Annotated in this window: 20 protein-coding genes; 12 read left to right on the forward strand and 8 right to left on the reverse strand. The window is 73.4% G+C overall.

The window, feature by feature from the left end:
• Positions 1 to 209: 209 nt before the first annotated feature.
• Positions 210 to 1,121: an alpha/beta hydrolase fold domain-containing protein gene (locus tag IR158_RS00820; protein ID WP_291808231.1), complete on the forward strand. Its 912-nt coding sequence runs from the start codon at positions 210 to 212 to the stop codon at positions 1,119 to 1,121.
• Positions 1,122 to 1,183: 62 nt separating this feature from the next.
• Positions 1,184 to 2,155: a hypothetical protein gene (locus IR158_RS00825; RefSeq protein WP_291808234.1), complete on the forward strand. Its 972-nt coding sequence runs from the start codon at positions 1,184 to 1,186 to the stop codon at positions 2,153 to 2,155.
• Between the two features lie 11 nt (positions 2,156 to 2,166).
• Here the strand turns inward: IR158_RS00825 and IR158_RS00830 are convergent, their stop codons facing one another.
• From IR158_RS00830 to IR158_RS00845, 4 genes are all read right to left on the reverse strand, one after another.
• Positions 2,167 to 2,898 carry a FadR/GntR family transcriptional regulator gene (locus IR158_RS00830; protein ID WP_291808237.1) on the reverse strand — a complete coding sequence of 244 codons (732 nt, stop codon included), beginning with the start codon at positions 2,896 to 2,898 and terminating at the stop codon, positions 2,167 to 2,169.
• Positions 2,899 to 2,947: 49 nt separating this feature from the next.
• Positions 2,948 to 3,826 (reverse strand): amidohydrolase family protein, encoded by an 879-nt coding sequence (locus IR158_RS00835; RefSeq protein WP_291808239.1) that lies wholly within the window; start codon positions 3,824 to 3,826, stop codon positions 2,948 to 2,950.
• A 211-nt stretch (positions 3,827 to 4,037) separates the two neighbouring features.
• Positions 4,038 to 5,888, reverse strand: coding sequence for a gamma-glutamyltransferase (locus IR158_RS00840; protein WP_291808241.1), 1,851 nt, complete (start codon positions 5,886 to 5,888; stop codon positions 4,038 to 4,040).
• 40 nt (positions 5,889 to 5,928) lie between these two features.
• Positions 5,929 to 6,390 carry a tRNA (cytidine(34)-2'-O)-methyltransferase gene (locus IR158_RS00845; protein WP_291808243.1) on the reverse strand — a complete coding sequence of 154 codons (462 nt, stop codon included), beginning with the start codon at positions 6,388 to 6,390 and terminating at the stop codon, positions 5,929 to 5,931.
• Positions 6,391 to 6,423: 33 nt separating this feature from the next.
• Between IR158_RS00845 and IR158_RS00850 the strand changes: the two genes are divergently transcribed.
• Positions 6,424 to 8,904 carry a glycoside hydrolase N-terminal domain-containing protein gene (locus IR158_RS00850; RefSeq protein ID WP_291808246.1) on the forward strand — a complete coding sequence of 827 codons (2,481 nt, stop codon included), beginning with the start codon at positions 6,424 to 6,426 and terminating at the stop codon, positions 8,902 to 8,904.
• A gap of 10 nt (positions 8,905 to 8,914) precedes the next feature.
• Here IR158_RS00850 and IR158_RS00855 read toward each other — a convergent pair whose 3' ends face one another.
• A complete protein-coding gene (locus IR158_RS00855) occupies positions 8,915 to 9,949 on the reverse strand; it encodes a LacI family DNA-binding transcriptional regulator (protein ID WP_291808248.1) in 1,035 nt (344 codons plus the stop codon).
• Between the two features lie 551 nt (positions 9,950 to 10,500).
• On the opposite strand from IR158_RS00855, the gene IR158_RS00860 reads away from it, so the two are divergent.
• From IR158_RS00860 to IR158_RS00895, 8 genes are all read left to right on the forward strand, one after another.
• Positions 10,501 to 11,382 carry a sugar ABC transporter permease gene (locus IR158_RS00860; protein ID WP_291808271.1) on the forward strand — a complete coding sequence of 294 codons (882 nt, stop codon included), beginning with the start codon at positions 10,501 to 10,503 and terminating at the stop codon, positions 11,380 to 11,382.
• Complete coding sequence (locus tag IR158_RS00865) at positions 11,379 to 12,305, forward strand: carbohydrate ABC transporter permease (RefSeq protein ID WP_291808250.1); 927 nt, start codon at positions 11,379 to 11,381, stop codon at positions 12,303 to 12,305. The genes IR158_RS00860 and IR158_RS00865 overlap by 4 nt, the downstream gene beginning before the upstream one ends.
• 92 nt (positions 12,306 to 12,397) lie before the next feature.
• On the forward strand, positions 12,398 to 14,053 hold the full coding sequence (locus tag IR158_RS00870) for an extracellular solute-binding protein (RefSeq protein WP_291808252.1): 1,656 nt from the start codon (positions 12,398 to 12,400) through the stop codon (positions 14,051 to 14,053).
• A gap of 183 nt (positions 14,054 to 14,236) precedes the next feature.
• Positions 14,237 to 15,784, forward strand: a complete 1,548-nt coding sequence (locus tag IR158_RS00875; RefSeq protein WP_291808254.1) for a xylan 1,4-beta-xylosidase — start codon at positions 14,237 to 14,239, stop codon at positions 15,782 to 15,784.
• Positions 15,784 to 16,497 carry a glycosyl transferase gene (locus tag IR158_RS00880; RefSeq protein WP_291808273.1) on the forward strand — a complete coding sequence of 238 codons (714 nt, stop codon included), beginning with the start codon at positions 15,784 to 15,786 and terminating at the stop codon, positions 16,495 to 16,497. Before IR158_RS00875 ends, IR158_RS00880 begins: the two co-directional genes overlap by 1 nt.
• A gap of 44 nt (positions 16,498 to 16,541) precedes the next feature.
• Positions 16,542 to 18,578, forward strand: coding sequence for a beta-galactosidase (locus tag IR158_RS00885; RefSeq protein ID WP_291808256.1), 2,037 nt, complete (start codon positions 16,542 to 16,544; stop codon positions 18,576 to 18,578).
• 111 nt (positions 18,579 to 18,689) lie between these two features.
• A complete protein-coding gene (locus tag IR158_RS00890; protein WP_291808258.1) occupies positions 18,690 to 19,184 on the forward strand; it encodes a YbjN domain-containing protein in 495 nt (164 codons plus the stop codon).
• Between the two features lie 105 nt (positions 19,185 to 19,289).
• The gene (locus tag IR158_RS00895; protein WP_291808260.1) at positions 19,290 to 20,330 is read left to right on the forward strand and encodes an aldo/keto reductase; all 1,041 of its coding nucleotides are present in this window, start codon (positions 19,290 to 19,292) and stop codon (positions 20,328 to 20,330) included.
• A 65-nt stretch (positions 20,331 to 20,395) separates the two neighbouring features.
• Here the strand turns inward: IR158_RS00895 and IR158_RS00900 are convergent, their stop codons facing one another.
• Together IR158_RS00900 and manD are read right to left on the reverse strand one after the other, a co-directional pair.
• Complete coding sequence (locus IR158_RS00900; RefSeq protein ID WP_291808263.1) at positions 20,396 to 22,600, reverse strand: alpha-glucuronidase; 2,205 nt, start codon at positions 22,598 to 22,600, stop codon at positions 20,396 to 20,398.
• Positions 22,597 to 23,832, reverse strand: a complete 1,236-nt coding sequence (manD, locus tag IR158_RS00905; RefSeq protein WP_291808265.1) for a D-mannonate dehydratase ManD — start codon at positions 23,830 to 23,832, stop codon at positions 22,597 to 22,599. The genes IR158_RS00900 and manD overlap by 4 nt, the downstream gene beginning before the upstream one ends.
• 145 nt (positions 23,833 to 23,977) lie before the next feature.
• On the opposite strand from manD, the gene IR158_RS00910 reads away from it, so the two are divergent.
• Positions 23,978 to 25,024 carry a LacI family DNA-binding transcriptional regulator gene (locus tag IR158_RS00910; RefSeq protein WP_291808267.1) on the forward strand — a complete coding sequence of 349 codons (1,047 nt, stop codon included), beginning with the start codon at positions 23,978 to 23,980 and terminating at the stop codon, positions 25,022 to 25,024.
• A gap of 90 nt (positions 25,025 to 25,114) precedes the next feature.
• Here the strand turns inward: IR158_RS00910 and IR158_RS00915 are convergent.
• A partial coding sequence (locus tag IR158_RS00915) for an RQC domain-containing protein (RefSeq protein WP_291808268.1) occupies positions 25,115 to 26,077 on the reverse strand: 963 nt, incomplete at its 5' end.

Genomic DNA, 26,077 nt, shown 5'->3' on the forward strand with positions numbered 1-26,077 from the left:
GCGAGCCAGCTGCCCGGGGTGACTGGATTGCACTCTCACGCCAGGAAGGGGAGGGGCGGAGGGCGAGCCAGCTGCCCGGGGTGACTGGATTGCACTCTCACGCCAGGAAGGGGAGGGCAGAGGGCGAGCCAGCTCCCGGGGTGACTGGATTGCCATCTCACGCCCGAGGAGGGGGGGTGGGGGGTCCGCGTGTGCGAGCATCTGCGACCATGCCGATCCACCCGTTGATCACCGACCTGCTCACCACTGTCACCGACTGGGACTCGTGGGGTGCCGGTACCGCGACGCTCGCCGTCGGGTACCGCCTGCCGGACGTCCACGTCGAGGACCTCGCGGTCGACGGACCGCACGGGCACGTCGCCGTGCGGCTCTACCGGCCGACGACGCGGCCGGCGTCGGGGGCGGGCCTCGTGTGGGCGCACGGCGGCGGGTTCGCGTACGGCGACCTCGACATGTGCGAGGCCCACGTGGTGTCGGCCGAGCTCGCGGCGCGGCACGGGATCGTCGTGGCGTCCGTCGGCTACCGGCTCGCGACGCCCGGTGCGGGCTACCCGATCCCGCTCGACGACGTCGACGCCGCGTGGACGTGGTTCGTCGAGGCGGCGCCCTCCCTGGGCGTGGAGCGCCTCGGCATCGGAGGCGCGTCCGCGGGCGCCGCGCTCACCGGGGGCGTCGCCGTGCGCGTCCGGGACCGCGGGACGCGCGCACCCGACGCGCTGCTCCTGGCCTACCCGGGCATGCACTTCCCGTCGCCCGCGCTGCCTGACGAGCAGGTCGACGACCTGCGCCGCCTGCCCCGCGGAATCCGCTTCCTGCCCGCCCCGATGCTCGACATGACCCGGACGTACCTGGGCCGGCTGTCGGGGTTCCCCGCCGAGGCGATGGCGGGCAACGGCGACGTCGCGGGCCTGCCGCCCACGTCGGTGGTGCTCAGCGAGGTGGACGACCTGCGGCCGTCGGGCGAGATGTTCCTCCTGCAGCTGCAGGACGCCGGTGTCCCGACGCGTCAGATGGTCGCGACGGGCATGCTGCACGGCCACCTCGACATCCCGCCCGTGCCGGCGCTGCCCGTCATCGGGGAGTCGCTCGACTTCCTCGCCGACGCCCTCCTGCCGGGCTGAGGCGCGCACCCGACAGCCCGCGAGGGCTCCCGCGGGCAGCCCTCCGCGTGCGACGCTCGGGCATGGCCGGTCGCACGCGCTCGTGGCGGGTCCGCTGTCGTGCCGTCGGCCCGGTCGTCGGCCCGGTGCGCGGCGCCGCCCTGCCCCGGGTGCCCGCACTCCTCGCGCTCGGGGTGCTCGTGCTCGGGGCGTGCGGGAGCGCCGAGCCGACGGCCGTCACGTCCGCGTCGTCGCCTGGGTCCCTGCCGACGTCCGTCGCGTTCGACGTGGAGGTCGCCCAGGCGCGCAGCGACCGCGTCGCGCGCGTCGTCGAGCTGCAGGTCCGCAACGCCGGGCCGCTCGACGTGAGCATCACGCGCGCCCGCCTGACGAGCGCGTCGCTGGCGGGGGAGTCCGAGGCCGGCCGGGAGATCAGGGCGGACAGCATGCGCCGCCTGCGGGTGCCGCTCGACGCGGCGGTGTGCGGGGCCGCGGCCCACGACGACCCACCCCCCAGCGTCGAGCTGGACGTGAGCACCGCCGACGGCCGCACCGGCACCGTCGTGGTGACGCCGACCGACGAGACCGACGACCTGCGGCGCATCCAGGGCGAGGACTGCGCGGCCGAGGCCGTCGCCGCCGGGCTGCGGGTGGCGCTCGCCGACGACCTCGCCGTGCGGGACGTCGACGGCACGTCGGTCGCGGACGTGACGCTGCTCGTCGAGCCGGTGCCGGGCGGGCCGCACGTGCGGCTCCTCTCCGTGCACGCCACCACGCTGCTGCGGCCGCTGGGGACCACGGGGCGGTGGGACCTGGACGTGGACTCGGCGGCGCCGCCGGCCGACGGGCGCGTGGTGCTCGCGACCGTGCCCGCCCGCTGCGACCTGCACGCGATCGCCGAGGACAAGCTGGGCACCGTGCTGGGCGTGCAGGCGGTGGTGGACGGGGTCGAGCAGCCGCTGTTCCTCGTCCCCGCGCCGGACGCGTTGCGGGGTGCGCTCTACGACTACGTGGTCACCACGTGCGGGCAGGCCAGCGACGCGCGGACGGGATGACGCCCGCCCGGTCAGCGCGCGGGGGTCGCCTCGACGAGGTTGCGGCGGCGCGGCAACGGTCCGTCCGTGCTGCTGGTGGCCAGCAGGTCCTCGACGCCGACCATGTGCATGGCCATGCGGAGCCGTGCGCGGTCCGGGTCCCGTGCCGTGATCGCGGCGAGGATCGCGTCGTGCTCCTCGAACGTGCGGTCCCCGGCGAGGTCGTACATCTCGTCCCAGACCCGCCGGCGCGGGCCCTCGCCCGCGAGCACGTCGAGCAGCGCCGCGAGCACGGGGTTGCCCGACGCGTCGGCGACGGCACGGTGGAACGCGAGGTCCGCGGCGGCCAGCCGCGCGGGCTCCGCGCGCGGTGCGACGAGCGCGCGGGACATGTCGTCGAGCGCGGCCCGCGCCCGCGCGACGTGCCCGTCGGTCAGGTGCATGGCCGCGAGCCCGGCCGCCTCCGTCTCGAGCGTCGCGCGCACTGCGTGCAGGGGTGCGTGGTCGCCCGGCAGGTCGGCGAGGAACGCCACGGGCGCGAGCAGCGTCGCGGGATCGAGGTCGGTGACGTAGGTGCCGTTGCCGTGCCGGGCCTCGAGGATGCCGAGGACGACGAGCGCGCGCACGCCCTCCCGGAGCGACCCGCGGGACACGCCCAGCTCCGAGGCGAGCTCCTTCTCGGCAGGCAGCCGGTCGCCCGGGCGCAGCCCGCCGTCGAGGATCAGTCGCTGGACGTCCTCGACGACGTCCTGGGTACGTGACACGTGCTCGTCTCCGTCGTCGTCCGCCGCGGCGGTCGGGTGGTGCGGGGTGTCAGCGCTCGGGGACGAGCGGCGGGATGCCGTAGGTCTCGACGGCGGTGCGTCCCATGACGCGGGCGACGGCCGCCTCGTCGAGGCCGGCGAGCGTCGCGCGCAGGCCGCCCCACACCTCGTCCCACGAGCCGTGGGCGTCGAGCGCGGTGGGCCAGTCGCTGCCCGCCATGAGGCGGTCGGTGCCGAACGTGGCGATCGCGTGGTCGACGGCCGGGCGCACGTCGTCGACGGTCCAGCCCGGACCGGCGGCGCGGCCGAGGCCGGCGAGCTTGGCGACGACGTTGGGCGCCTGGGCGGCGATCTCGAGCGCCTCCGTCCAGCGCTGCCAGGTGGCGGTGTCACCGGCGCGTAGGGCGGCGAGGGGCGGAGACCCCAGGTGGTCGACGACGACCGTGAGCTTGGGGTGCCGGTCGGCGATGGTGGCGACGTGGCGGAGCAGCTCGGGTGTCGTGGCCGGCAGGTCGAGGACGAGTCGACGCTCGGTCAGGAGCGTGAGCCCCTCGTCGACGCCGTCGCTGAGCAGCCACCGGGTGTCCGGCTCGCGGTCGACGTGGTGGCTGATCCCCACGATGGGCTCCACGCGCCACTGGTCGAGCTGGGTCGCGGCCTCGTCGGGTGTGTCGAGGGGCACCCAGGCGACCACGCCCAGCACGTGCGGCGAGCAGAGCGCCTGGAAGAGCAGGTGCTCGCTGTCCGCGCGGTTGTCGGCGGACTGGACGAGCACCACGCCGTCCACGTGGTGCTCGTCCAGTGCTCCGCCGAGGTCGCGGACTCGGTAGGTGCGGTGCAGGAGCGAAGGATCCTGCGACATCCACGGGTAGTGGACCGACTCGGGGTCCCATACCTGAAGGTGCGCATCCACGACGTCGTAGGGCATGTCTCCGACGGTAACGGTGCTCCGATGTCTGAATCGTCCTGGCGGTCAATTCCTCACTGAACCCTCATGAAGTGGCCTATGACAGCCCGAGACATCGGATGTCTGATTCGTCCCGATGTTGAGCGTTCACATGAAAGTCATCGTGACGGGTGGGTCCCTGTGACCCCCCAGGTCACGGCCGTGTCACGGCCCGGGCGCCGTTCCGGCGACGTCACCGGCCCGCCGCGTACCCTTGCTGCCCGCGGGCGTTCGCCGCCGCGCACAACCACCCGTTCGGCGCAACGCCGGCAGCACTCAACCGGCCCAGCGACCACGCTCCGGCGTCCACCACCGCGTGACCTCGCGCCGCGAGCGCGCCCGGGACGTCGGGCCCCAGCCGTGACTCCACGACCACCCCGCGCGGGGTGTGGGCGCGCGGGTGGAAGGACCCGTGCACGTGCGTCGAGTGCCACGTCGGCGCGTCGATCGCCGCCTGCAGGTCCGACCCGCCGACGAAGTGCCGGAGCAGGAACGGCACCGGCCACTGGTCCTGCTGGTCGCCGCCGGGGGTGCCGAACGCGAACCCGTGGCCGGACCCGAGCACCAGCGCCGGGCTCAGCGTCGTCCGGGGGCGACGCCCCGGCACGAGGCTCGCGGGCAGGCCGTCCTCCAGCCAGCACATCTGGGCGCGCGTCGGCAGCGCGAACCCCAGGCCCGGGACGACGGGGCTCGACTGCAGCCAGCCGCCCGACGGCGTCGCGGACACCTGGTTGCCCCAGCGGTCGACCACGTCGACGTGGCAGGTGTCGCCCCGGTTCAGGCCGGTCGGTGAGACGGTGGGCTCGCCCAGCCCGGCCCCGAGCGGCCCGTCGCCGCCGGCCGGCTCGCCCGCGTCGGCGAGCGCGCGCGCCGCGACCAGGGCCCGGGCCAGGTGCGGCGCGCGGCCGGCCGGTGCACCGGGTCGGAAGCCGTCGTCGGCGCCGGCGCCCACCAGACGCGCCCGCTCGGCCGCGTACGCCGTGGACAGCAGCGCGTCCAGCGGCACGTCCGCGCTGTCGCCGTACCAGGCGTCCCGGTCGGCGAACGCGAGCTTCGCGACCTCGACGACGACGTGCACGAGCTCGGCCTGCGGGCCACCGCGGTCGTCCGCCTCGCGTGCCTCACGGTCCACGACGTCGCGGACCAGGCCCTCGACGCCGAGCGCGTCGAGGAGCCGTAGCTGCTGCAGGAGCACCGGTCCCTGACCCCACGGTCCGGTCTTGTGCACCTCGACGCCCGCGAAGGGCACGGCCACGGTGGGCTCCTCGGTCGCCCGCCACGCGGCGAGGTCGTCCGCGCGCAGGAACCCCGTGTGCGCGCGGCCCGTCGCGTCGAGCACCGGCGTCCCCGCGACGAACGCGTCGACCGCCTCGGCCACGAAGCCCTCGTAGAACGCCCGGCGCGCCGCCTCGATCTGCGCCTCGCGGTCGGGGCCGGCTGCGGCCGCCTCGGCCAGGAGCCGCTCGAACGTGCGCGCGAGGTCGGGGTTGCGGAACCGCTCGCCCGCGCCGGGCGGCACGCCGCCGGGCAGGTACACCTGCGCGCTCGTCGGCCAGTGGGCGCGGAACATGTCGGCGACCGTCGCGACCGTGCGCGCCGCGGCCGCCACGAGCGGGTAGCCGTCACGTGCGTAGCCGATCGCCGGCCCGAGCACGTCGGCCAGCGGCAGCGTCCCGTACCGCGCGAGCAGGTCGAGCCACGCCCCGAACGCCCCGGGGACGACCGCCGCGAGGTGCCCGGTGCCCGGGACCTCCTCGACGCCCAGCGCGCGGTACGCGCCGGTCGTCGCCAGCGCGGGGACGACGCCCTGCCCGCACACGACGAACGTGTGCGCGTCCGCGGCCCGGTGCCCGATGACCGGTGCGTCACCGCCGGGGCCGTTGAGGTGCGGCTCGACGACCGACAGGGTGAACCCGGCGGCGGCCGCCGCGTCGAACGCGTTGCCGCCGGCCTCGAGCGTGCGCATCCCGACCGCGCTGGCGAGCCAGTGCGTCGAGGCGACCATGCCGAGCGTCCCGGTCAGCACCGGTCGGGTCGTGAACATCCCTCGATGCTCGCAGCCGACGTCCCGCGCGTCACGCCGTTCACACCCCGCCGGGGAACCCGAGCACGCGCCACGCCTCGTACGTCGCGACGGCCGCGGCGTTCGACAGGTTCATCGAGCGACGCCCCGGCAGCATCGGGATGCGCAGCTGGTCGTCCACGCGCGGGTGGGCCAGGACGTGCGGCGGCAGGCCCTGCGGCTCCGGGCCGAACAGCAGGACGTCGTCGTCGCGCCACGCCACGTCGGTGTACCGGCGGGTCGCCTGCGTCGTGAACGCCCACACGCGCGACGCCGGCAGCGCGGTCAGCAGCGCCTCCAGACCGGGGTGGACGACCACGTGCGCGAGGTCGTGGTAGTCCAGGCCGGCTCGCCGCAGGCGGGCCTCCGTGAGCTCGAAGCCCAGCGGCTCGACGAGGTGCAGGGTCGCCCCCGTGCCCGCGCACATGCGGATGGCGTTGCCGGTGTTGCCGGGGATCCGCGGCTCGAAGAAGGCGACGTGCACCGGACGATCCTGCCATCGTGGTTGGGTGTGGTCGTGACGGACGACGTGGACGCACCGCCGCTGCTGCTGCGGCTGGACGAGCCGGCGCGCACCTGGACGGACGCGTTCCCGGTCGGCAACGGGCGCATCGGCGCGATGGTGCACGGCGGCACCGCGCACGAGCGGCTGCAGGTGAACGACGACACGTGCTGGTCCGGGGCGCCGCTCGACGGTCCCGCCCAGCCCGTCGGACCGCTGGGCCCGGACGGCGCGCCGGGCGTCGTGCGCCGCGCGCGTCGGCTGCTCGCGGACGGCGACCCACCGGCCGCCGAGGCCGAGCTGGCCCGCCTGCAGAGCGGCTGGGTGCAGGCGTACCAGCCGCTGGTCGACGTGCTGCTCGACCAGCCCGACGCCGCGGGCGGCGCGGGCTACCGCCGCACCCTGGACCTCGCCCGGGGCGTGGTGACGACGACCTGGATGTCCACGGCCGACGTGCCGTGGCGGCAGGACGTGCTGGTGAGCCACCCCGACGGCGCGCTGCTGCTGGAGCGTGCCGTCGACGGCGCGGTGCCCGGCGGCGAGGCGTGGGTGCGGCTCACCTCGCGGCACCCGTGGGCGGACGCGCCGACGCCCGTCGCCGCACCGGGCACGGACGTGCGGGCGGCCGTCCTGGTGGCGACGCTCGACATGCCGTCGCACGTCCTGCCCGACTGGGTCGACGGCCCGGACCCCGTCCGGTACGGCGGGCGCGCCGTGCACGCGGCGGTGGCGCTCGCGGTGCTCGCCGACGACGGGTCCGGCGGTGGGTCCGACGGCGGCCCCGATGGCGGCCCCGGCGGTGGCGCCCGGGTGGACGTCGTCGACGGTGCCGTCCGCGTTCGCGGCGCGCGTCGCCTGCGCGTCGTCCTGACCACCGCCACCGACCACGACGTCGCGGCCGGGACGCTGCACGGCGACCGTGCCCGGGTCGCGGCGGACGCGTTCGCGGGGCTGCGTCGGGCGGTCGCCGACGTCGACGGCATCGCCGCACGGCACGTCGCCGACCACGCCGCCCTCATGGGCCGGGTGGCCCTCGACCTCGACGTCGTCGCCCCGGACCTGCCGCTCGACGCCCGCCTCGCGCGGCACGCGCGCGGCGCGGCGGACCCGCACCTCGCGGTGCTGGCCTTCCAGCACGGCCGCTACCTGACGGTCGCCGGCTCGCGCCCGGGCACCCTGCCGCTGAACCTCCAGGGCATCTGGAACGCGAGCGTGCGGCCGCCGTGGAGCTCCAACTACACGATCAACATCAACACGGAGATGAACTACTGGCCCACGCTCGTCGGCGACCTGGCCGAGTGCCACGAGCCGCTGCTGGGCTGGCTCGACCGGCTCGCCGACGCGGGCCGGGGCACCGCGCGCACGCTGTACGGCGTGCGCGGCTGGGTGGCGCACCACAACAGCGACCCCTGGTGCTTCACGGGCCCGACGGGCCGCGGCCACGACTCCGTGAGCTGGTCGAGCTGGCCGCTGGGCGGCGCGTGGCTGGCCCGGCACGTCGTGGACCACCACGACTGGACGGGCGACGACGAGGCGCTGCGCCGGCACTGGCCCGTGGTGCGGGGCGCCGCGCTGGCGGTGCTCGACCTGCTGGTCGAGCTCCCCGACGGCACGCTCGGGACGTCGCCCGCCACCAGCCCGGAGAACCACTACCTGCTGCCCGACGGCCGTGCCGCGGCCGTGTCCGTCTCGACGACGTCGGACCTCGCGATCGTCCGCGACCTGCTGGAGCACGTGCGCCGCCTCGCGCCGGCCGCGGGGGATCACGACGAGGACCTGCGCGCCGCCGTCGACGGTGCGCTCGAGCGGTTGCCGACCGAGCGGGTGGCGCCCGACGGCCGGCTCGCGGAGTGGCGCACCGACGTGCCCGACGCCGAACCGGGGCACCGGCACCAGTCGCACCTCTACCGGGTGTTCCCGGGGACGTCCATCGACCCGGACTCCGCGCCCGCGCTCGCGGCGGCCGCGCTGCGGACCCTGGACGCGCGCGGGCCGGACTCGACGGGCTGGTCGCTCGCGTGGCGGCTCGCGCTGCGGGCCCGGCTGCGGGACGCCCACGGGGTCGCGGACCTGGTCGCGGCGTTCCTGCACCCCGTCGACACCGAGCCGTCCGCAGGCGACGGGCCCCTGCGCGGCGGGGTCTACCGCTCGCTGCTGTGCGCGCACCCGCCGTTCCAGATCGACGGCAACCTGGGCTTCACGGCGGGGGTCGCCGAGGCGCTGGTGCAGGCGCACCGGCGCGGTCCCGACGGTGTCCGCGAGGTCCACCTGCTGCCGGCGCTCCCCGCGGCGTGGCCCACGGGACATGTGCGGGGACTACGGCTGCGTGGGGGGCTACGCCTGACGGAGCTGGCGTGGCGGGACGGGCGCGTCGAGCGTGCGGTCCTCGAGGCGGACCGGCCGGTCGTCGTCGACGTGCGCGAGCGGGGGTCGGACGAGCGTCGGCAGGTGACGCTGCGGCCGGGGCGCCCTGCCGTGGCCGCGGGGCCGGCCTGACGGGGACGACCTAGACGGTGCCTGCCGGCGCCGGTGCCGTCGACTCGCGGACCACGAGCTCGGTCGCGAGGTCGATCCGCAGGTTCGCCGGGTGCTGGCCCGCGGCCAGGCTGAGCACCATCTCGGTGGCGGTGCCGGCCATCTCGCGCAGCGGCTGGCGCACGGTGGTCAGGGACGGGCCGAGCCACTGGGCCAGGGGGATGTCGTCGTACCCGACGACGGAGACGTCCTCCGGGATCGACAGGCCCAGCTCACGCACGGCGCGCATGACGCCCAGGCTCTGGTAGTCGGAGCCCGCGAAGATCGCGGTGGGGCGGTCGGCGCGCGACAGCAGCTCGAGCCCGTGGTGGTAGCCGCCGTCGACGTGGAAGTCGCCCCAGCGCACCAGCTCCGGGTCGGGCCGGATCCCGGCCTCCTCGAGCGCGCTGCGGTAGCCGTCGACGCGCGCGCGGGAGCACAGGACGTCGGGCGGACCGGCGATCACGGCGATCCGGCGGTGCCCCAGCGAGAGCAGGTGGCGGGTGGCGATCAGGCCACCGTTCCAGTTGTTGGAACCGACGGTCGGCACGCCGGCGGGCGGCTCGCCCCAGGTGTCGACCACGACGAACGGGATCGACCGGGACTCGAGCTGGTGACGCTGCGTCGCGTCGAGGCTCGACAGGACCAGCAGGACCCCGAGAGGGCGCCGGGCGAGGATGTCGTCGATGAGCTCCTGCTGGGGCCGGTGGGATCCGCCCAGCTCCGAGAGCACGACACCGACGCGGTGCGCGGCGGCGGCGTCCTCGACGCCCTTGATGACCTCCTGGGCCCACGCGTTGTCGAAGTGGTGGAACACCAGGTCGATGAGGTTCGGGTCGCCCGAGCCCCGTCCGCGGCGGCGGCGGTAGCTGTGCTCCTCGAGGATGGCCTCGACCCGGGCGCGCGTCGACGCCGCGACGTCGGCCCGGCCGTTGAGGACCTTCGACACGGTCGGCACGGAGACGCCGGCGAGCGTCGCGATCTCGGCGATCGTCACCGTCCGCCGGTTGTCGCTGGACGTGGCCACGAAGGTCTCCTCTGACCGGGGCCCCGGCGCGGTCGAGGGAGATCGACGGCGCGCCCAGGACTGCTCGCAAGTTTCGGGACCGACGGTAGCACCCGTCGGTGCGTCGCTGCGGGACGCGTCGGGCATCCGTCCGGATGGTCCGGCGTGCGCCGTCCGGTCTCGGTTCGGTCACGCGGGTTGACGCCACCGCAAACGTTTGCCTAACGTGTCCGCCACACCCGACGGGGGATTGCCCGTCGAGACGTTTCGGCCACGAGGGCGTGGAGATCGATGCAGGCGCAGCAGGACGTGAACCCGGCGCAGACCGGTGCGTCGCCGCACGGCCACGACCGTCACCACCCGAGCGCCCTCGCGGTGCTCCTCACCTCCGAAGGGTGGTGAACGCCTTGTCCACGGACGGTGTCACCGTCGGCTCGGGCGCCTCGCAGGCCGCCCTCGCCCACGACCCTGCCGCTGCCGTCGCCGCGCGCGGCGCGGTCGACCCGCCGCGGGGCCCCGGGGACCGCGCTGCCCGCAAGCGTCGCGGTGGCCACAGGACGTGGCGGCGCGCGCTGCGTCGCGACTGGCAGCTGTACACGCTGCTGCTCCTGCCGCTGCTCTACTTCGCGGTCTTCCGCTACATCCCGATGTTCGGCAACGTCATCGCGTTCCGCCGGTTCCGTCCGGGCGGGTCGATCTTCGGTGAGGAGTGGGTGGGCCTGCACTACGTGCGGATGTTCATCAACGACCCCACCTTCTGGAACGTCTTCCAGAACACCCTGATCCTCGGGGTCCTCAGCCTGGTGATCATCTTCCCGTTGCCGATCGTCCTCGCGCTCATGCTCAACGAGCTGCGCTCGCGGCGCTTCAAGCGGATCGTCCAGACGATCTCCTACCTGCCGCACTTCATGTCGGTCGTCATCGTCGCGGGGCTCGTCTTCCAGCTCACCGCGATCCGCGGCACCGTCAACCAGATCATCACCGCGGTCGGCGGCGACGCGATCGGGTTCATGCAGCTGCCGGAGTGGTTCCGGACGATCTACGTCTCCTCGGAGATCTGGCAGACCGTCGGCTGGGGCACGATCCTCTACCTCGCCGCGCTGTCGACCATCGACCCGCAGCTCTACGAGGCGGCACGCATCGACGGCGCCAACCGGTGGCGCCAGACGTGGCACGTCACGCTGCCGGGCATCCGCCCGACGATGGTCGTGCTGCTCATCCTCAACATCGGGTCGTTCATGGCGGTCGGGTTCGAGAAGATCCTGCTGCTGTACAACCCGTTGCTGTACCCGACGGCGGACGTCATCGCGACGTACCTGTACCGCGTCGGCATCGGGTCCAGCCAGTTCTCCTACGCGACGGCCATCGGCCTGTTCGAGGCGATCATCGGCCTGACCCTCGTCCTGTCCGCCAACGCGATCTCGCGCCGAGTGGTCGGAGCCTCCCTGTGGTGACCGTCGACAACGTCACGCGGCTGGACGAGCGGCTCTCGAAGTCGACAGTCCGGGCAGTCAAGGACACGCGCGCGTACACCGTGTTCCGCATCATCAACGGCACGCTGCTGGTGATCATCGCGGGCGTCACCCTGTACCCGTTCGTCAACCTGCTGGCGCAGGCGTTCAGCTCCGAGTCGTACATCAACGCCGGCCAGGTGAACCTGTGGCCCAAGGGCTTCAACGTCACGACGTTCAACCTGGTGATGAGCGACTCGATGTTCTGGCGCAACTACCAGAACACCGTCTACTACACGGTCGTCGCGACGCTCGTCGCGATGGTCCTGACCACGACCTTCGCCTACGCGATCTCGAAGTACCACCTCAAGGGCCGCAAGGTGTTCATCGGCATCGCCGTGTTCACGATGTTCTTCAACGGCGGCCTGATCCCCAACTACGTGCTCGTCAACGAGCTGGGGCTGCGCAACTCGGTGTGGGCGATCGCGCTGCCCAACGCCATCAGCGTGTTCAACCTGCTCGTCATGAAGTCGTTCTTCGAGAACTTCTCCACCGAGCTCGAAGAGGCCGCCGAGATCGACGGCCTGAGCACCTACGGCAAGCTCTGGCGGATCGTGCTGCCGCTGAGCAAGGCGGTCATCGCCACGATGATCCTCTTCTACGCGGTCCTGTTCTGGAACTCGTGGTTCGCCGCGTTCCTCTACATGGACCACCGCGAGCTGTACCCGGTCACCGTGTACCTCCGGAACCTCATCGCCGGTGCCACCAGCGTCGACGGCGCCGCCGGCTCCGCCGAGGCCACGCAGATCGCGGCCAACGTCAAGGCGGTGACGATGCTGCTCACCGTGCTGCCGATCGTCTGCCTCTACCCCTTCGTGCAGAGGTACTTCGTGTCGGGCGTGATGCTCGGCTCGGTCAAGCAGTGAGGCTCCGGCCACCCCGCACCCCCGCGGTCCTCCCGGACGGCGGTGCACTTCCACGGATGCAGGACGACGACGTTCCACCCCGAAGGAGAATGATGAGGACGACGAAGAAGCGGCCCCTCGCGCTCGCCGCGACCGCCGCGACCCTCGCGCTGGCCCTGACGGCCTGTTCGGGCGGCTCGGACGAGGCGGCGGAGACGCCCGAGGCCAGCGAGCTCGGCCAGGTGGGAGCGATGGAGGACTACGACGTCGGCACGACGTTCGTGGCCACCGAGCCCGTGAGCTTCGGGCTGATGTACCGCGACCACCCGAACTACCCGCTGAAGAACGACTGGGACATCCTCACCAAGCTCGAGGAGAACCAGAAGGTCACCTTCGACATCCAGACCGCCCCGCTGTCCGACTGGCAGCAGGCGCAGTCCATCGCGATCGGCGCGGGCAACGCCCCGGACATCATCTCCGTGACCTACCCGGGTCAGGAGGTGCCCTTCGTCGCGGGCGGCGCGATCCTGCCCGTCAGCGACTACGTCGAGCACATGCCCAACTTCCAGGACAAGGTCGAGAAGTGGGGCCTGGAGGCGGACATCGACCGCCTGCGCCAGGAGGACGGCAAGTATTACCTGCTGCCGGGCCTGCGCGAGTCGGTGCGTCCGTCGTACTCGTACGCCGTGCGCAAGGACGTGTGGGAGCAGCTCGGGCTGAGCCTGGAGCCGGAGACGTTCGAGGACTTCGCGGCGGACCTGGCCAAGGTCAAGGCCGCGTACCCCACCACGTTCCCGCTGTCCGACCGCTGGTCGGCCAACGGCCCGCTGGAGGCCACGCTCAACGTCGCCGCCCCCAACTTCGGCACCGCCGCGGGCTGGGGCTACGGCGAGGGCACGTGGTGGGACGAGGACGCCGGGGAGTTCGTCTACACGGGTGCCATGGACGAGTACCGCGACCTGGTCGAGTACTACCACGGGCTCGTGGCCGACGGTCTGATGGACCCCGAGAGCCTCACGCAGGAGGACGACCAGGCGATCCAGAAGATGGCGTCCGGCCAGACGTTCGCGCAGCTGACGAACGACCAGGAGATCCTCAAGGTCCGCACCGCCATGACCGAGGTCGGCACGCCCGGCGAGGTCGTCATGATCCGCGTGCCCGCCGGCCCGGCCGGTGACATCCAGGCCGGGACGCGCCTGGTCAGCGGCGTCATGCTGGCGGCGTCGGCTGCCGAGGAGGACGACTTCCTCGCGATGCTGCAGTTCCTCGACTGGCTGTACTACTCCGACGAGGGCCTCGAGTTCGCCAAGTGGGGCGTCGAGGGCGAGACGTACACGAAGGACGGCGACACCCGGACGCTCAACCCGGAGATCGACCAGAACGGCCTGAACCCCGGGGCCCCCAAGGCGCTCAACGTCGACTTCGGCTACCACAACGGTGTCTGGATGCTCGAGCACGGCTCCTCGGACGAGCTCGACCGCTCGATGCTGCGCCCGGAGGTCGTCGAGTTCGTCGAGGCGATGTCCGACAAGGAGCTCGCCCCGGTGCCGCCGCCGGCACCGCTCGACGAGCTCGAGCGCGAGCAGGTCTCGCTGTGGCAGACCGGCCTGCGTGACCACGTCCTGCAGAACACGGCCGCGTTCATCCTCGGCCAGCGCCCGCTGACGGAGTGGGACGCGTACGTGACCGAGCTCGAGGGCAAGAACCTGCAGCAGTACCTCGACGTCGTGAACGGCGCGCAGCAGCGCTACGAGGAGAAGAACGGCTGATCGACCGGGCCCGGTCCCCTCGTCCGTACGGACGGGCGAGGGGGCCGGGCCTCTCGCTGCCCGGCGCAGCCCTCGCACCACCACCTGACCGTCGGCGCGTCCGCGACGTGCGAGGGTTGGCCGCACGGCCGCCCCCCGTGGACGTCCGTCACCCCCTGTCACCGTCGCCTGGAGGTCGCCCCCGTGCGCACCGTCGTCCCCACCCAGCCCACCGGCCCCCTGCCCGATGCCTGGCGCGCGTGCGTCGGCACCGGACGCATGAACCTCGCCCTGCGCGCCGACTACCGCGACTCCCTCGCGCAGGTGCAGCGCGACATCGGGTTCCGGCACATCCGCGGGCACGGTGTGCTGTCGGACGACATGGGGGTGCTGCGCACCGACGAGATCGACGGCCGCACGCACACCCGGTACGCGTTCAGCTACGTGGACCAGGTGCACGACTTCTTCCTGTCCGTGGGCATCAGGCCGTTCCTCGAGCTGGGCTTCATGCCGTCGCAGCTCGCGTCGGGCGACCAGACCGTGTTCTGGTGGAAGGGCAACGTCACCCCGCCGCGCGACCACGGCGAGTGGGTCGCGCTCGTGCAGGCGTTCCTGCGCCACCAGATCGACCGGTACGGCATCGACGAGGTCCGGCAGTGGCCGATCGAGGTCTGGAACGAGCCGAACCTCACGGTGTTCTGGAAGGACGCCGACCAGCCCGCGTACTTCCGGCTGTACGAGGAGACCGCCCGCGCGATCAAGGACGTCGACGCGAGCCTGCAGGTCGGCGGCCCGGCGATCTGCGGCGGCTCCGACGACGAGTGGTGGGCGCCGTTCACCGACTTCGTCACCAGCCGCGACGTGCCCATCGACTTCGTCAGCCGGCACGCGTACTCGTCCGGTCCCGTGCAGCGCATCCCGTTCGGCGTCTACCAGACGCAGATGCCGCCGCAGGACCTGCTCCACCAGTTCGACGCGCCGCGCCGGTACCTGGCGGGCACGCCCCTGGCAGGCCTGCCGGTGCACATCACGGAGTTCAACACGTCGTACCGACCGGACAACCCGATCCACGACACCGCGTACAACGCGGCGTTCCTGGCGCCGGTGCTCGCGGGCGGCGGCGACGTCGTCGACTCGTTCTCCTACTGGACGTTCTGCGACGTCTTCGAGGAGGCCGACGTCCCGACGTCGTTCTTCCACGGCGGGTTCGGCATGCTCACGCACCGGCAGGTCGCCAAGCCGACGTACCACCTGTACGCGTTCATGGCGCGGATGGGCCGCGACGTCCTCGCCCGCGGCGACGACCACCTCGTGTGCTCCGACCCGGACGGGCGCGTCACCGTGCTCGCCTGGCAGCCCGTCGGCGGCACCGACGCCGCGGACGTGGCGGCCGAGCACCGCGTCGAGCTGTCCCTGCCGGTGCGGGGCGACGCCGCGTTCGTGCTGCGCGAGCGCGTCAACGAGCACGACGGCAACGCCTTCGCGGCGTGGCGCGAGATGGGACGCCCCATGTCGCCGACCCCGCGCGAGCTGGACCTGCTGCGTGCGTGCGCCCGCCCCGCGGTCGAGCACGACGTCGCCCGCGCGGCCGCCGGCCGCGTCGAGCTCGACCTCACGCTCGCGCGCCACGAGGTGACGTTCGTCGAGCTGACCCCCGTGGCGGCCACGCACCACGAGGGCCTCGACGACCGTCGCCTGCTGGGCGCGGACGACGACCGGCTCGTCGCGGCGCACGAGCGCGGGCGGGCGTGATGGGGTCCCGGCCCGGTGACCACGACGAGATCGGTGACGGCCCGCTCTCGCGCGGTGCCGTCGTCATCCTGTGGGTGCTCGTCGTCTGCGGCCTCGTCGTGCTGACGGGGGGCGTGCCCCTGCTGCTCGTGCCGTTCCTGAGCGACGACCCCTCGAACCTGTGGCTCGCGGCCCTGCTGGCCCTGCCGATGGGCCCGGCGCTCGGCGCCGGGGTCTTCGCGTGGCGGCGGTTCATCGCCGAGCGGGACCTCAGCCCGGCCCGTCACTTCTGGCGGGGGTACCGGCTCAACGCGCTCGACGTGCTGCGCTGGTGGGCGCCGACGGTCGCGGCGCTCGCCGTCATCGGCTTCTCGCTGGCGTACCTCGACTCGGCGGGCGTGCCGTCCGGCTACGGCATCGTGCTCGTCGTCGTCGCCGCGGGCCTGCTGATGTGGGCGGTGCTGGCGCTCTCGCTGTCGTCGCACCTGAGCCTGCGCACGCGGGACCTGGCACGGCTGTCCACCTACTACCTGGCGGCGAAGCCCCTGGTGACGCTCGGCGTCCTGTCGCTGCTGGTGCTGTGCGTGGGCATCGTGCTGTTCACGTCCGACTGGGTGCTCGTCGTGGTGTCCGGGCTGCTCGCGTTCGCCGTCGTGACCACCACGGAGCCCGTGGTGCGTGACGCGACCGCCCGCTTCACGGCGCCCCGGCCCGACGACGCCGCCCCCGTCTGACCCGCCCGACCGCCTGACCCCGCCCGACCCCCGAGGTGCCCGCCATGCCCCTGCCCGTCAGCGACCACGTCCGCTACGGCGGCGACTACAACCCCGAGCAGTGGCCGGCCGACGTGTGGGACGACGACCACGCCGCGTTCGACCTGGCGCACGTCACGACGCTGACGGTCGGCGTCTTCGCGTGGGCGCACACCGAGCCGGCCGAGGGCGCGTACGACTTCACGCGGCTCGACGCGATCGTCGAGCGGGTGCACGCCGAGGGGCGGGACGTCGTGCTCGCGACGCCCAGCGGTGCGATGCCCCCGTGGCTCGCGCGGGCCTACCCGGACGCCTGCCGCGTGGACCTCGAGGGCCGGCAGCACGTGTACGGGCAGCGGCACAACCACTGCCCGTCGTCGCCGGACTTCCGCCGACTGTCGGTCGCGATGGCGGACCGGCTGGCCGAGCGCTACGGCGACCACCCGGCCGTGGTCGCGTGGCACGTCGGCAACGAGTACGGCGGGGCCTGCTACTGCGAGCTGTGCGCGGCGGGGTTCCGCCGGTGGCTGCGGGCGCGGTACGGGACGCTGGAGCGGCTCAACGCGGCGTGGAACACGCTGTTCTGGTCCCACGTCTTCGGGGACTGGGAGGAGGTCGTGCCGCCGTCGATGCTCTCGGAGCACTGGCGTGGGCCGAACCACACGGCGTTCCAGGGCATCACGCTCGACTACCGGCGCTACATGTCCGACCGCCTGCGCGAGGGCTTCGTCGCGGAGAAGGCCGCGATCCGTGCGCACGTGCTCGGCACCCCGGTGACCACGAACCTCATGGGGTTCTACCAGCCGCTCGACTACCACCGCTGGGCGGACGACCTGGACTTCGTGTCGTGGGACAACTACCCGCCGCTGCCAGACGACCCGCTGCGGACCGCCTCGCGCATGGCGGCCACGCACGCCGCCATGCGCGGGCTCAAGGACGGCCAGCCGTTCTGGGTCATGGAGCAGACGCCGTCGATCACGGCGTCGCGCGACGTCAACCCGGTGAAGCGCCCGGGCGTGCTCGCTCTGTGGACGTGGCAGTCGGTCGCGCACGGCGCGGACGCGACCCTGTACTTCCAGATGCGCCAGTCCAAGGGCGCGTGCGAGAAGTACCACGGCGCGCTGATCGACCACTCGGGGCGCACGGACACCCGCGTGTTCCGCGAGGCGGCCGAGCTGGGGGCGGGTCTGGCGACGACGGGTGCGGCGCTGCTCGGCGCGCGGACGCCCGCGCGCGTCGCGGTGCTGCTCGACTGGGACTCGTGGTGGGCGGTCGAGATGACCGACGGCTACAACCGGCACGTCTCCTACCTGCAGACGCTCCTGCAGTACCACCGGGCCATCTGGTCGGCGAACGCCGAGGTCGACGTGGTCCCGGTGAGCGCGGACCTGTCCGGGTACGAGGTCGTCGTGGCGCCCGTGCTGCACCTGCTGAAGGGCGACGTGGTCGCACGGCTGACCGCGCACGTCGAGCGCGGCGGCACGCTCGTGACCACGTTCTACGGCGGGCGCGTCGACGAGGACGACAACGCGTACTGCGGCGTCCCGCCGCTCGACCCGCTGCTCGGCACGCGCGTCGAGGAGACCGACTCGGGGGTCCCCGGCGACGCGAACCCCGTGACGCTGGACCTCGACGGCGAGGTGACCACGCACGACGCGACGCTGGTCTTCGAGCTGCTGGTCCCGGACGAGGGCACGCAGGTCGTCGGGACGTACGGCGCGGAGTTCTACGCCGGGCGGGCCGCCGTCACGCGGGCGCGGCGCGGCGACGGTGCGGCCTGGCACGTCGCGACGGGTCTGGACGACGCGGGCGTGGCGCGCGTGCTGCGGCACGTGCTCGCCGGGCACGGGCTGGTCGGGCCGCACGCCGACGACGAGGGGGTCGAGGTGACGCGGCGCGTGGCACCCGACGGCACGACGTACGCCTTCGTGCTGCACCACGGCTCGCAACCGGTCACGGTCACGGCGCAGGTCGCGGGGCAGGACGTGCTCACGGGGCGCGGCGTCGAGGTCGGGGACGCGCTCACGCTCGCGCCGGCGGAGGTGCTGGTGCTGCGGGCGTGACGCAGGAGCGGACATGTCGGGCGCAGTGGCTAGGCTCTGCGGGTGGGTCGACGGCGACGCCACCGCTGGTGCCGTCGACCCGAGCCGCCACCGCACCCGATCGGGGAGACCATGAGCTTCACCACGGACACGCCCGTCCCGCCGCCGGCGCTCCCGCCGCCGGCGCGCGACCGCATCACCGCCACGCTCGACGCCCGCGGGATGCGGTACGGCATCGACGACGACGGTGACGTCGGCGGCTACTGGGACGGTCACCTCTTCTACTTCTTCCTGCTCGGTGAGAACCACGAGCACCTGCAGGTGCGGGGCCGCTGGAACCGGGAGGTCGGGGTCGACCAGCTCCCCGCGGTGCTCGCGGCCGTCAACGAGTGGAACGTCTCGCACCTGTGGCCCAAGGGCTGCGTGGCCGTGGAGGACGACATGCTCGGCGTGTACGCCGAGCACACGGTCGACTACACGCACGGCGTGAGCGACGCGCAGCTCGACCTGCACCTCGGGTGCGGCATCTCCAGCGCCCTGCAGCTCTTCGCGGACCTCGACGTGCGCTACCCGGCGGCGGCCGCCGCCGCGAGGGCCGTGCAGGACAGGGTGCGGGAGCAGGGCTGAGCGTGAGCGCGGGAGGCGGCCGGGCCTCGTCGTGACCTAGGTGCCGGGTCTTCCTACGGGGCAGCCGTAGCCTGGGGCGACCCACCCCACGACGAGGAGCACCGCATGCCCGCGCTCGACCCGTACCGCGCCGCCGACGACCGGTACGCGACGATGACCTACCGCCGCACGGGCCGCTCCGGCCTCGACCTGCCGGCGCTGTCGCTCGGCCTGTGGCACAACTTCGGGGACGAGACGCCCTTCGGCACGCAGCGCGACATCCTGCGCCGGGCGGTGGACCTCGGCATCACGCACCTCGACCTGGCGAACAACTACGGCCCGCGGCCGGGGGCAGCCGAGGAGAACTTCGGCCGGCACCTCGCGGCGGACCTGCGCCCGTACCGCGACGAGCTCGTGATCTCCACCAAGGCGGGCTACGACATGTGGTCCGGCCCGTACCAGGACGGCGGGTCACGCAAGTACCTGCTGTCGTCCCTCGACGCGTCGCTGCGGCGCATGGGGCTCGAGTACGTCGACGTGTTCTACCACCACCGTCCGGACCCGTCGACGCCGATCGAGGAGACCATGGGCGCGCTCGCCCAGGCCGTGCGCAGCGGCAAGGCGCTGTACGTCGGCGTCTCCAACTACTCGCCGTCGCAGACGCGCGAGGCGCACGCGGTGCTGGCCGACATGGGTGTGCGGCTGCTCATCCACCAGCCCAGCTACTCGATGTTCAACCGGCACGTCGAGAACGTGGCGGAGGGTCAGGGTGAGTCGCTGCTCGACGCGGTGGGCGACCTGGGCGTGGGAGCGATCGTGTTCTCCCCGCTCGCGCAGGGTCTGCTCACCAACCGGTACCTGGCGGGTCACGCTCCGGCGGGGTCGCGGCTCGCCGGTGCCAGCCCGTTCCTGTCCGAGCGCGCGCTCTCGGAGACCTACCTGGCGCGGGCGCGTGCCCTGAACGACATCGCGGCGGCCCGCGGCCAGAGCCTCGCGCAGCTGGCGCTGTCGTGGGTGCTGCGCGACGAGCGCATCACGTCCGCCCTGGTCGGGGCGAGCTCGGTGGCGCAGCTCGAGGACAACGTCGCGGCGCTGTCGGCCCCGCCCCTGACGGCCGACGAGCTGGCGGCCATCGACGAGCACGCGGTCGACGGCACGGGCCGCTGAGAGTGTGAAGCGTTGTTGCCGGTATCCGGCAACAACGCTTCACACTCTCGGGTGCGCCGCCGGCGTCAGTAGATCGGGCGGCCCGTGGCGTCGGGGACGCCGGACTTGCGGAAGAAGTACGAGCGCACCTGGTCGCGCCACTCGGTGGCCGAACGCACCTGCTCCGCCAGGCGCTCGGTGACCCGGGCGTGGAGCCGGTCCGGGACGAGCCCGTCCAGGGCGGCCCACGCGTCGACCCACGACGTCACGACGTCGACGGCGTCCGCACGCGAGTCGTAGATGTGCTGCACGACGGTCTTGCCGCTGTGCAGCACGTGGCCGTACGGCACGTGGTGGAAGAACAGCAGCAGCTCGTCCGGGCACGTCGCGAGGTCCTCGTACATCTCGCGCCACGGGGCGGGGTACTGGCCGGTGTACCCGGTGCCCGTGGCCACGGTCCGGTCGACGCCGATGCCGTCGCGGTCCGCGAAGTGGTACGTGCCCCACTTGGAGTACTCGTACCCGTCGACGTTGGGCCCGTAGTGCATGCGCCCCGGGTCGACCATGAAGCCCACGCCCAGCGGCGCGGTGTACGCCTCGTACGTCAGCCACGAGTGGTCCATGAGCGTGTGCAGCGTCTCGCGCACGCGCGGGTCGGCGCCCGGGAACGTCAGGCCGATCCACTCGTCGAGCAGCGCGACCGGGTCCGCCTCCGGCTCCCAGGCGAGCCGCCCGTACGCGTAGAGGTTCGCCTGGGCCAGCGGGTGGCCCGTCCAGAACTCGTCGTCGCCGACGTTGGAGACCGCGGTGATGCCGCCGGCGGGCAGGTCTCCCGACGGGGTGTCGCGGTGGCCCGGCAACCCGGACACGATCCGTGCGACGTCGCGGGTCGCGTCCTCGGCCAGCGGGAAGCCGAGCACCTGCGACCACAGCGGCCCCAGGTAGCACACGTGCTTCTGGTGGCCCGTGTACTCCTGCGTGACCTGCAGCTCGACCGCCAGCCGCGTGCGGGGCATCGCGGCCAGCACGGGCGAGATCGGCTCCCGGGTCTGGAAGTCGATCGGGCCGTACTTGACCTGCAGCACGACGTTGTCGTCGAACCGGCCGTCCAGGGGGGCGAAGTGGTCGTACGCGGCCCGGGCGCGGTCGGTGCGCCGGTCGCGCCAGTCCTGCTCGTGGTTGTAGACGAACGCCCGCCAGAACACCGTCCCGCCGTGCGGGCGCAGCGCCCGGGCCAGCAGGTTCGCGCCGTCGGCGTGGTCCCGCCCGTACGCGAACGGCCCGGGCTGCCCCTCGGAGTCCGCCTTGACGACGAACCCGCCGAAGTCGGGGATCGTCGCGTAGACGCGGTCCGCGGCGGCGGCCCACCAGGCCTGCACGTCGGGGTCGGCGGGGTCCGACGTCGGCAGCCCGCCGAGCACCACGGGCGACGCGAACGACACCGACAGGTAGGTCCGCACCCCGTGGGGACGGAAGAGGTCGGCGACGCGCGCGACGTCCGCGAGCCCGTCGGTGAGCAGCCGCGCCTCGGTGCGGTGCACGTTGACGTTGTTGATCGCCACCGCGTTGATCCCGATCGACCCGAGCAGCCGGGCGTACGCGGCGACCCGCGAGAGGTCCTCGCGCACGCGGCCGTCGGCGTAGAAGATCGAGCCGCCGGCATACCCGCGCTCGACCTGGCCCATCACGGGGTGGACGTCGATGTTGTCCCAGTGGTCGAGCATGCGGACCGGTGCGACCGGGAGGTCGGTGACGTCGATGGCGCAGTCCCCGAACGCCGTCTCGCCGAGCCTCACCACGTCGTGCATGCCGTAGAGCAGGCCCGTCGCGTCGCCGGCGACGACCACGGTGGTGCCTGCGGCCCGGACCCGCACGAACATGTCCGGGCTGAAGTCCGCCACGCCACCGGTGGCGACGAGCGCGCCGTCGGTGGCCGCGGCGACCAGCGGGTCGTTCGGGTGCGGCGGCTGCTCGGCGAGCGCCGGCGGCGGGACCTGCCGGGCCGCCCCGCTGCCGCGGGTGTGGGCGCGTGACGCCACGACCAGCACGAGGTCGTGCGACCGGACGGACGCGGCGTCGGGCAGCGCCTCACCGGGCGCGAGGACCGTGAGCGACCCACCGTGCGTGGCGGTCGCCCGCCGCACCTCGTCGACCACCGTCGCGCCGACCGGGCCGGCGTCCGGTCCGACGGCCACCAGGACGCGCCGCGAGCCGAGCGGGGCGAACGCCGCGTCCGGCAGCCACGCCGGGTGGACGGTAGCGGTGCCGAGGGCGTTGTCGGTGGCGCTCACCAGTCGTGCACCGTTCCGTCCTTGAGCCGGTTGAACGGCAGGTACGCCGCCTGGTACGGGTGCCGTGAGGCCGCGTCGTCGTCGTACGTGACGCCCAGCCCCGGCTCGTGGCCCGGGTGGAGGTAGCCGTCGGCGAACGTGAACGACGTGCGGAACACCTCGTCGGTCGTCGCGGAGTGCTTCATGTACTCCTGGATCCCGAAGTTGTGGATCGCCAGGTCCAGGTGCAGCGCGGCGGCCATGCCGACCGGCGAGATGTCGGTGGGCCCGTGGATGCCGGACTTGATCTGGTACTGCGCGGCGAAGTCGAGGATGCGGCGCAGCGCCGTGATTCCGCCGGTGTGCGTGACGGCCGAGCGCACGTAGTCGATGAGCTGCTCGCGGATCAGCGTCTGGTAGTCCCAGACGGTGTTGAAGACCTCGCCGATCGCCAGCGGCGTCACGGTGTGCTGCCGGACGAGGCGCAGGGCATCCTGGTTCTCGGCCGGTGTGCAGTCCTCGAGCCAGAACAGGTCGTACGGCTCGAGGTCCTTGCCCAGGCGCGCGGCCTGGATGGGGGTCATGCGGTGGTGACCGTCGTGCAGCAGCGGCAGCTCGGGCCCGAACTCGTTGCGGACCGCCTCGAAGACCCGCGGGATGTGCCGCAGGTACGCGCGCGTGTCCCAGTCCTCCTCGGCCGGCAGGGGAGCGCGCTGGGCGGGCTCGTAGTCGTAGCGTCCCGACGACGACGGCTGCGCGGCGACGCCGTACACGGCCGTGATGCCGGGCACGGCGGTCTGCACGCGGATGGAGCGGAAGCCCTCGTCGAGGTGCTGGCGGACCGAGTCGAGCAGCTCGGGGACGTCGCGGCCCGACGCGTGCCCGTACGCCATGATCCCGCGGCGCGACGCGCCCCCGAGCAGCTGGTAGAGCGGCATGCCGGCGAGCTTGGCCTTGATGTCCCACAGCGCGACGTCGACCGCCGCGATGGCCGCCATCGTCACGGGCCCGCGCCGCCAGTACGCGCTGCGGTAGAGGAACTGCCACGTGTCCTCAATGGTGTGCGCGTCCCTGCCGATCAGGAGGGGGACGACGTGGTCGGTGAGGTAGCTGGCCACGGACAGCTCGCGTCCGTTGAGGGTCGCGTCCCCCAGTCCCTCCACGCCGTCCTGCGTGATGATGCGTAACGTTACAAAGTTGCGACCGGGGCTGGAGACCAGCACCTCGGCAGATCGGATGGCGGTGCCGGACATCGTGACATGCTCCTTCCGCCCGTCGCGTCGTCGCGGAGGGGCACTGGTGAGACTAGGCATGAACACGCTAGGCTGGCAATCGTTTGCCAGCAAGAACGGCTCCGCGCACCGTCGCGCGGGGTCCTGACCCGGACCGGGAGGGTGCATGGCCGTCAGGCGGCAGCCCACGTTGCGTGACGTCGCTGCGGCGGCAGGGGTCGCGGTGTCGACCGCCTCGCGGGCGCTCACCAGGCCGGGTCGGGTCAACGCCGACACGGCGGACCGCGTCGTCGCGGTCGCCAAGGAGCTGGGGTACATCCCGAGCGCGTCGGCGCGCGCCCTGCTCTCGGGTCGCACCGCGACCGTCGCGCTCGTGCTCCCCGACGTCACCAACCCGTTCTTCTTCGGCCTGGTGCGCGGCACGGGCGCGCGGCTGCGGGAGTCCGGGTACGTGCAGGTGCTCGCGGACACCGAGGAGTCCGCCGAGGTCGAGCTCGACACGCTGCGCAAGCTGCGTGGGCAGGTCGACGGCGCGGTCCTCGCCGCATCACGTCTCTCGGACGAGCAGATCGCCGGCGCCGCCCAGGACCTCGCGCTCGTGGTCGTCAACCGCACGATCCCCGGGACGCCCGGCGTGCTGCTCGACACCGCCGGCGGCATGGTCCAGGCGCTCGAGCACCTCGCCGCGTCCGGTCACACCCGCATCGCCTACGCCGCAGGCCCGGCGACCTCGTGGTCGGACCGGCGCCGTCGTGAGGCGCTCGAGCCGGCTGCCGACCGGCTGGGCGTCGAGCTCGTCGTCCTGGGGCCCTACGCGCCGGTCCGTGCGTCCGGCGCCCAGGCCGCCGACGCGGCCGTCGACTCGGGCGTCACGGCGGTGATCGCCTTCAACGACCTCCTGGCGTTCGGCGTCCTGGAGCGGCTCGACGTCCGTGGCGTCCCCGTGCCCGGGCGCATGAGCGTCATCGGGTGCGACGACATCTTCGGTGCCGACCTCGTCCGGCCCGCGCTGACGACCGTGGAGTCGCCCGTCGAGCGCGCGGGGCGCATGGCCGCCGACCTGCTGCTCGCGCGGCTCGAGGGAGGGCGGTCGGACGACGAGGACGCCGGCGGCCTCGACGACGAGCCGGTCGTCCCGGTGCGCGACGCGGCCGACCCGGTGATGCTGCCGACGCACCTGGTGATCCGCTCGTCGACGGGCGCGGCGGGCTGACGCCCGACGCGGAGGCGGGCCGCGCCGCGACCCACCTGCCGTGAGAGTGCGATCCAGCCCCCGGCGGCGGGCCGCGGCCTCCCGGGTGCGTCAGGCGCCGCCCAGCGTCGCCAGCACGCCCTCGGCGTAGCGGTCGAGCTTGGCCGCGCCGATCCCGCTGATCTCGCCCAGCTCGGCGCGCGACGTCGGCCGGCGCGTGACGATCTCCCGCAACGTCGCGTCGTGGAACACGACGTAGGCGGGCACGCCCTGCTCCTTGGCCGCGCCCGCACGCCACGCGCGCAGCGCCTCGAACATCCCGGCGTCGTCCCCGGTCAGGTCCGCTGCGGCGGCAGGCGTCCGGCCCGACCCGCGGCGCTCGCGCGTCGCGCGGCCCGTGCGCTCGGGCTCGCGGCGCAGCCGGACCTCGCGGTCGCCGCGCAGCACGTCGGCCGACGCGGGCGTGAGCCGGATCGTGCCGTACCCGTCGGAGTCCACCGCGAGGACCTCGGCGGCCAGCAGCTGCCGCACGACGCCGCGCCACTCGCCGTCCGACAGGTCCTGCCCGATGCCGAACGTCGACAGCGCGTCGTGGCCGAGCTGCTGCACGCGCGGCGTCGCCTTGCCGCGCAGGATGTCCACGAGGTGCCCGACGCCGTAGCGCTGCCCGCGCTGGTCGAGCCGCACGACGGTCGACAGCAGCTTCTGCGCGGGGACGGTCCCGTCCCACGACTGCGGCGGCTCGAGGCACGTGTCGCAGTTGCCGCACGGCCCGCCGGACTCCTGGCCGAAGTAGGCGAGCAGCTGCGTGCGCCGGCAGTCGACCGTCTCGCACAGCGCGAGCATCGCGTCGAGGTGCTGGGTCAGCCGCCGCTTGTGCGCGGCGTCGCCCTCGGACGTGTCGATCATGCGGCGCTGCTGCACGACGTCCGCCAGGCCGTACGCGAGCCACGCCGTGGACGGCAGCCCGTCACGCCCGGCGCGTCCCGTCTCCTGGTAGTACCCCTCGACCGACTTCGGCAGGTCGAGGTGCGCGACGAACCGCACGTCGGGCTTGTCGATGCCCATGCCGAA

Source organism: Cellulomonas sp. (assembly GCF_015234515.1).
Taxonomy (GTDB): domain Bacteria; phylum Actinomycetota; class Actinomycetes; order Actinomycetales; family Cellulomonadaceae; genus Cellulomonas.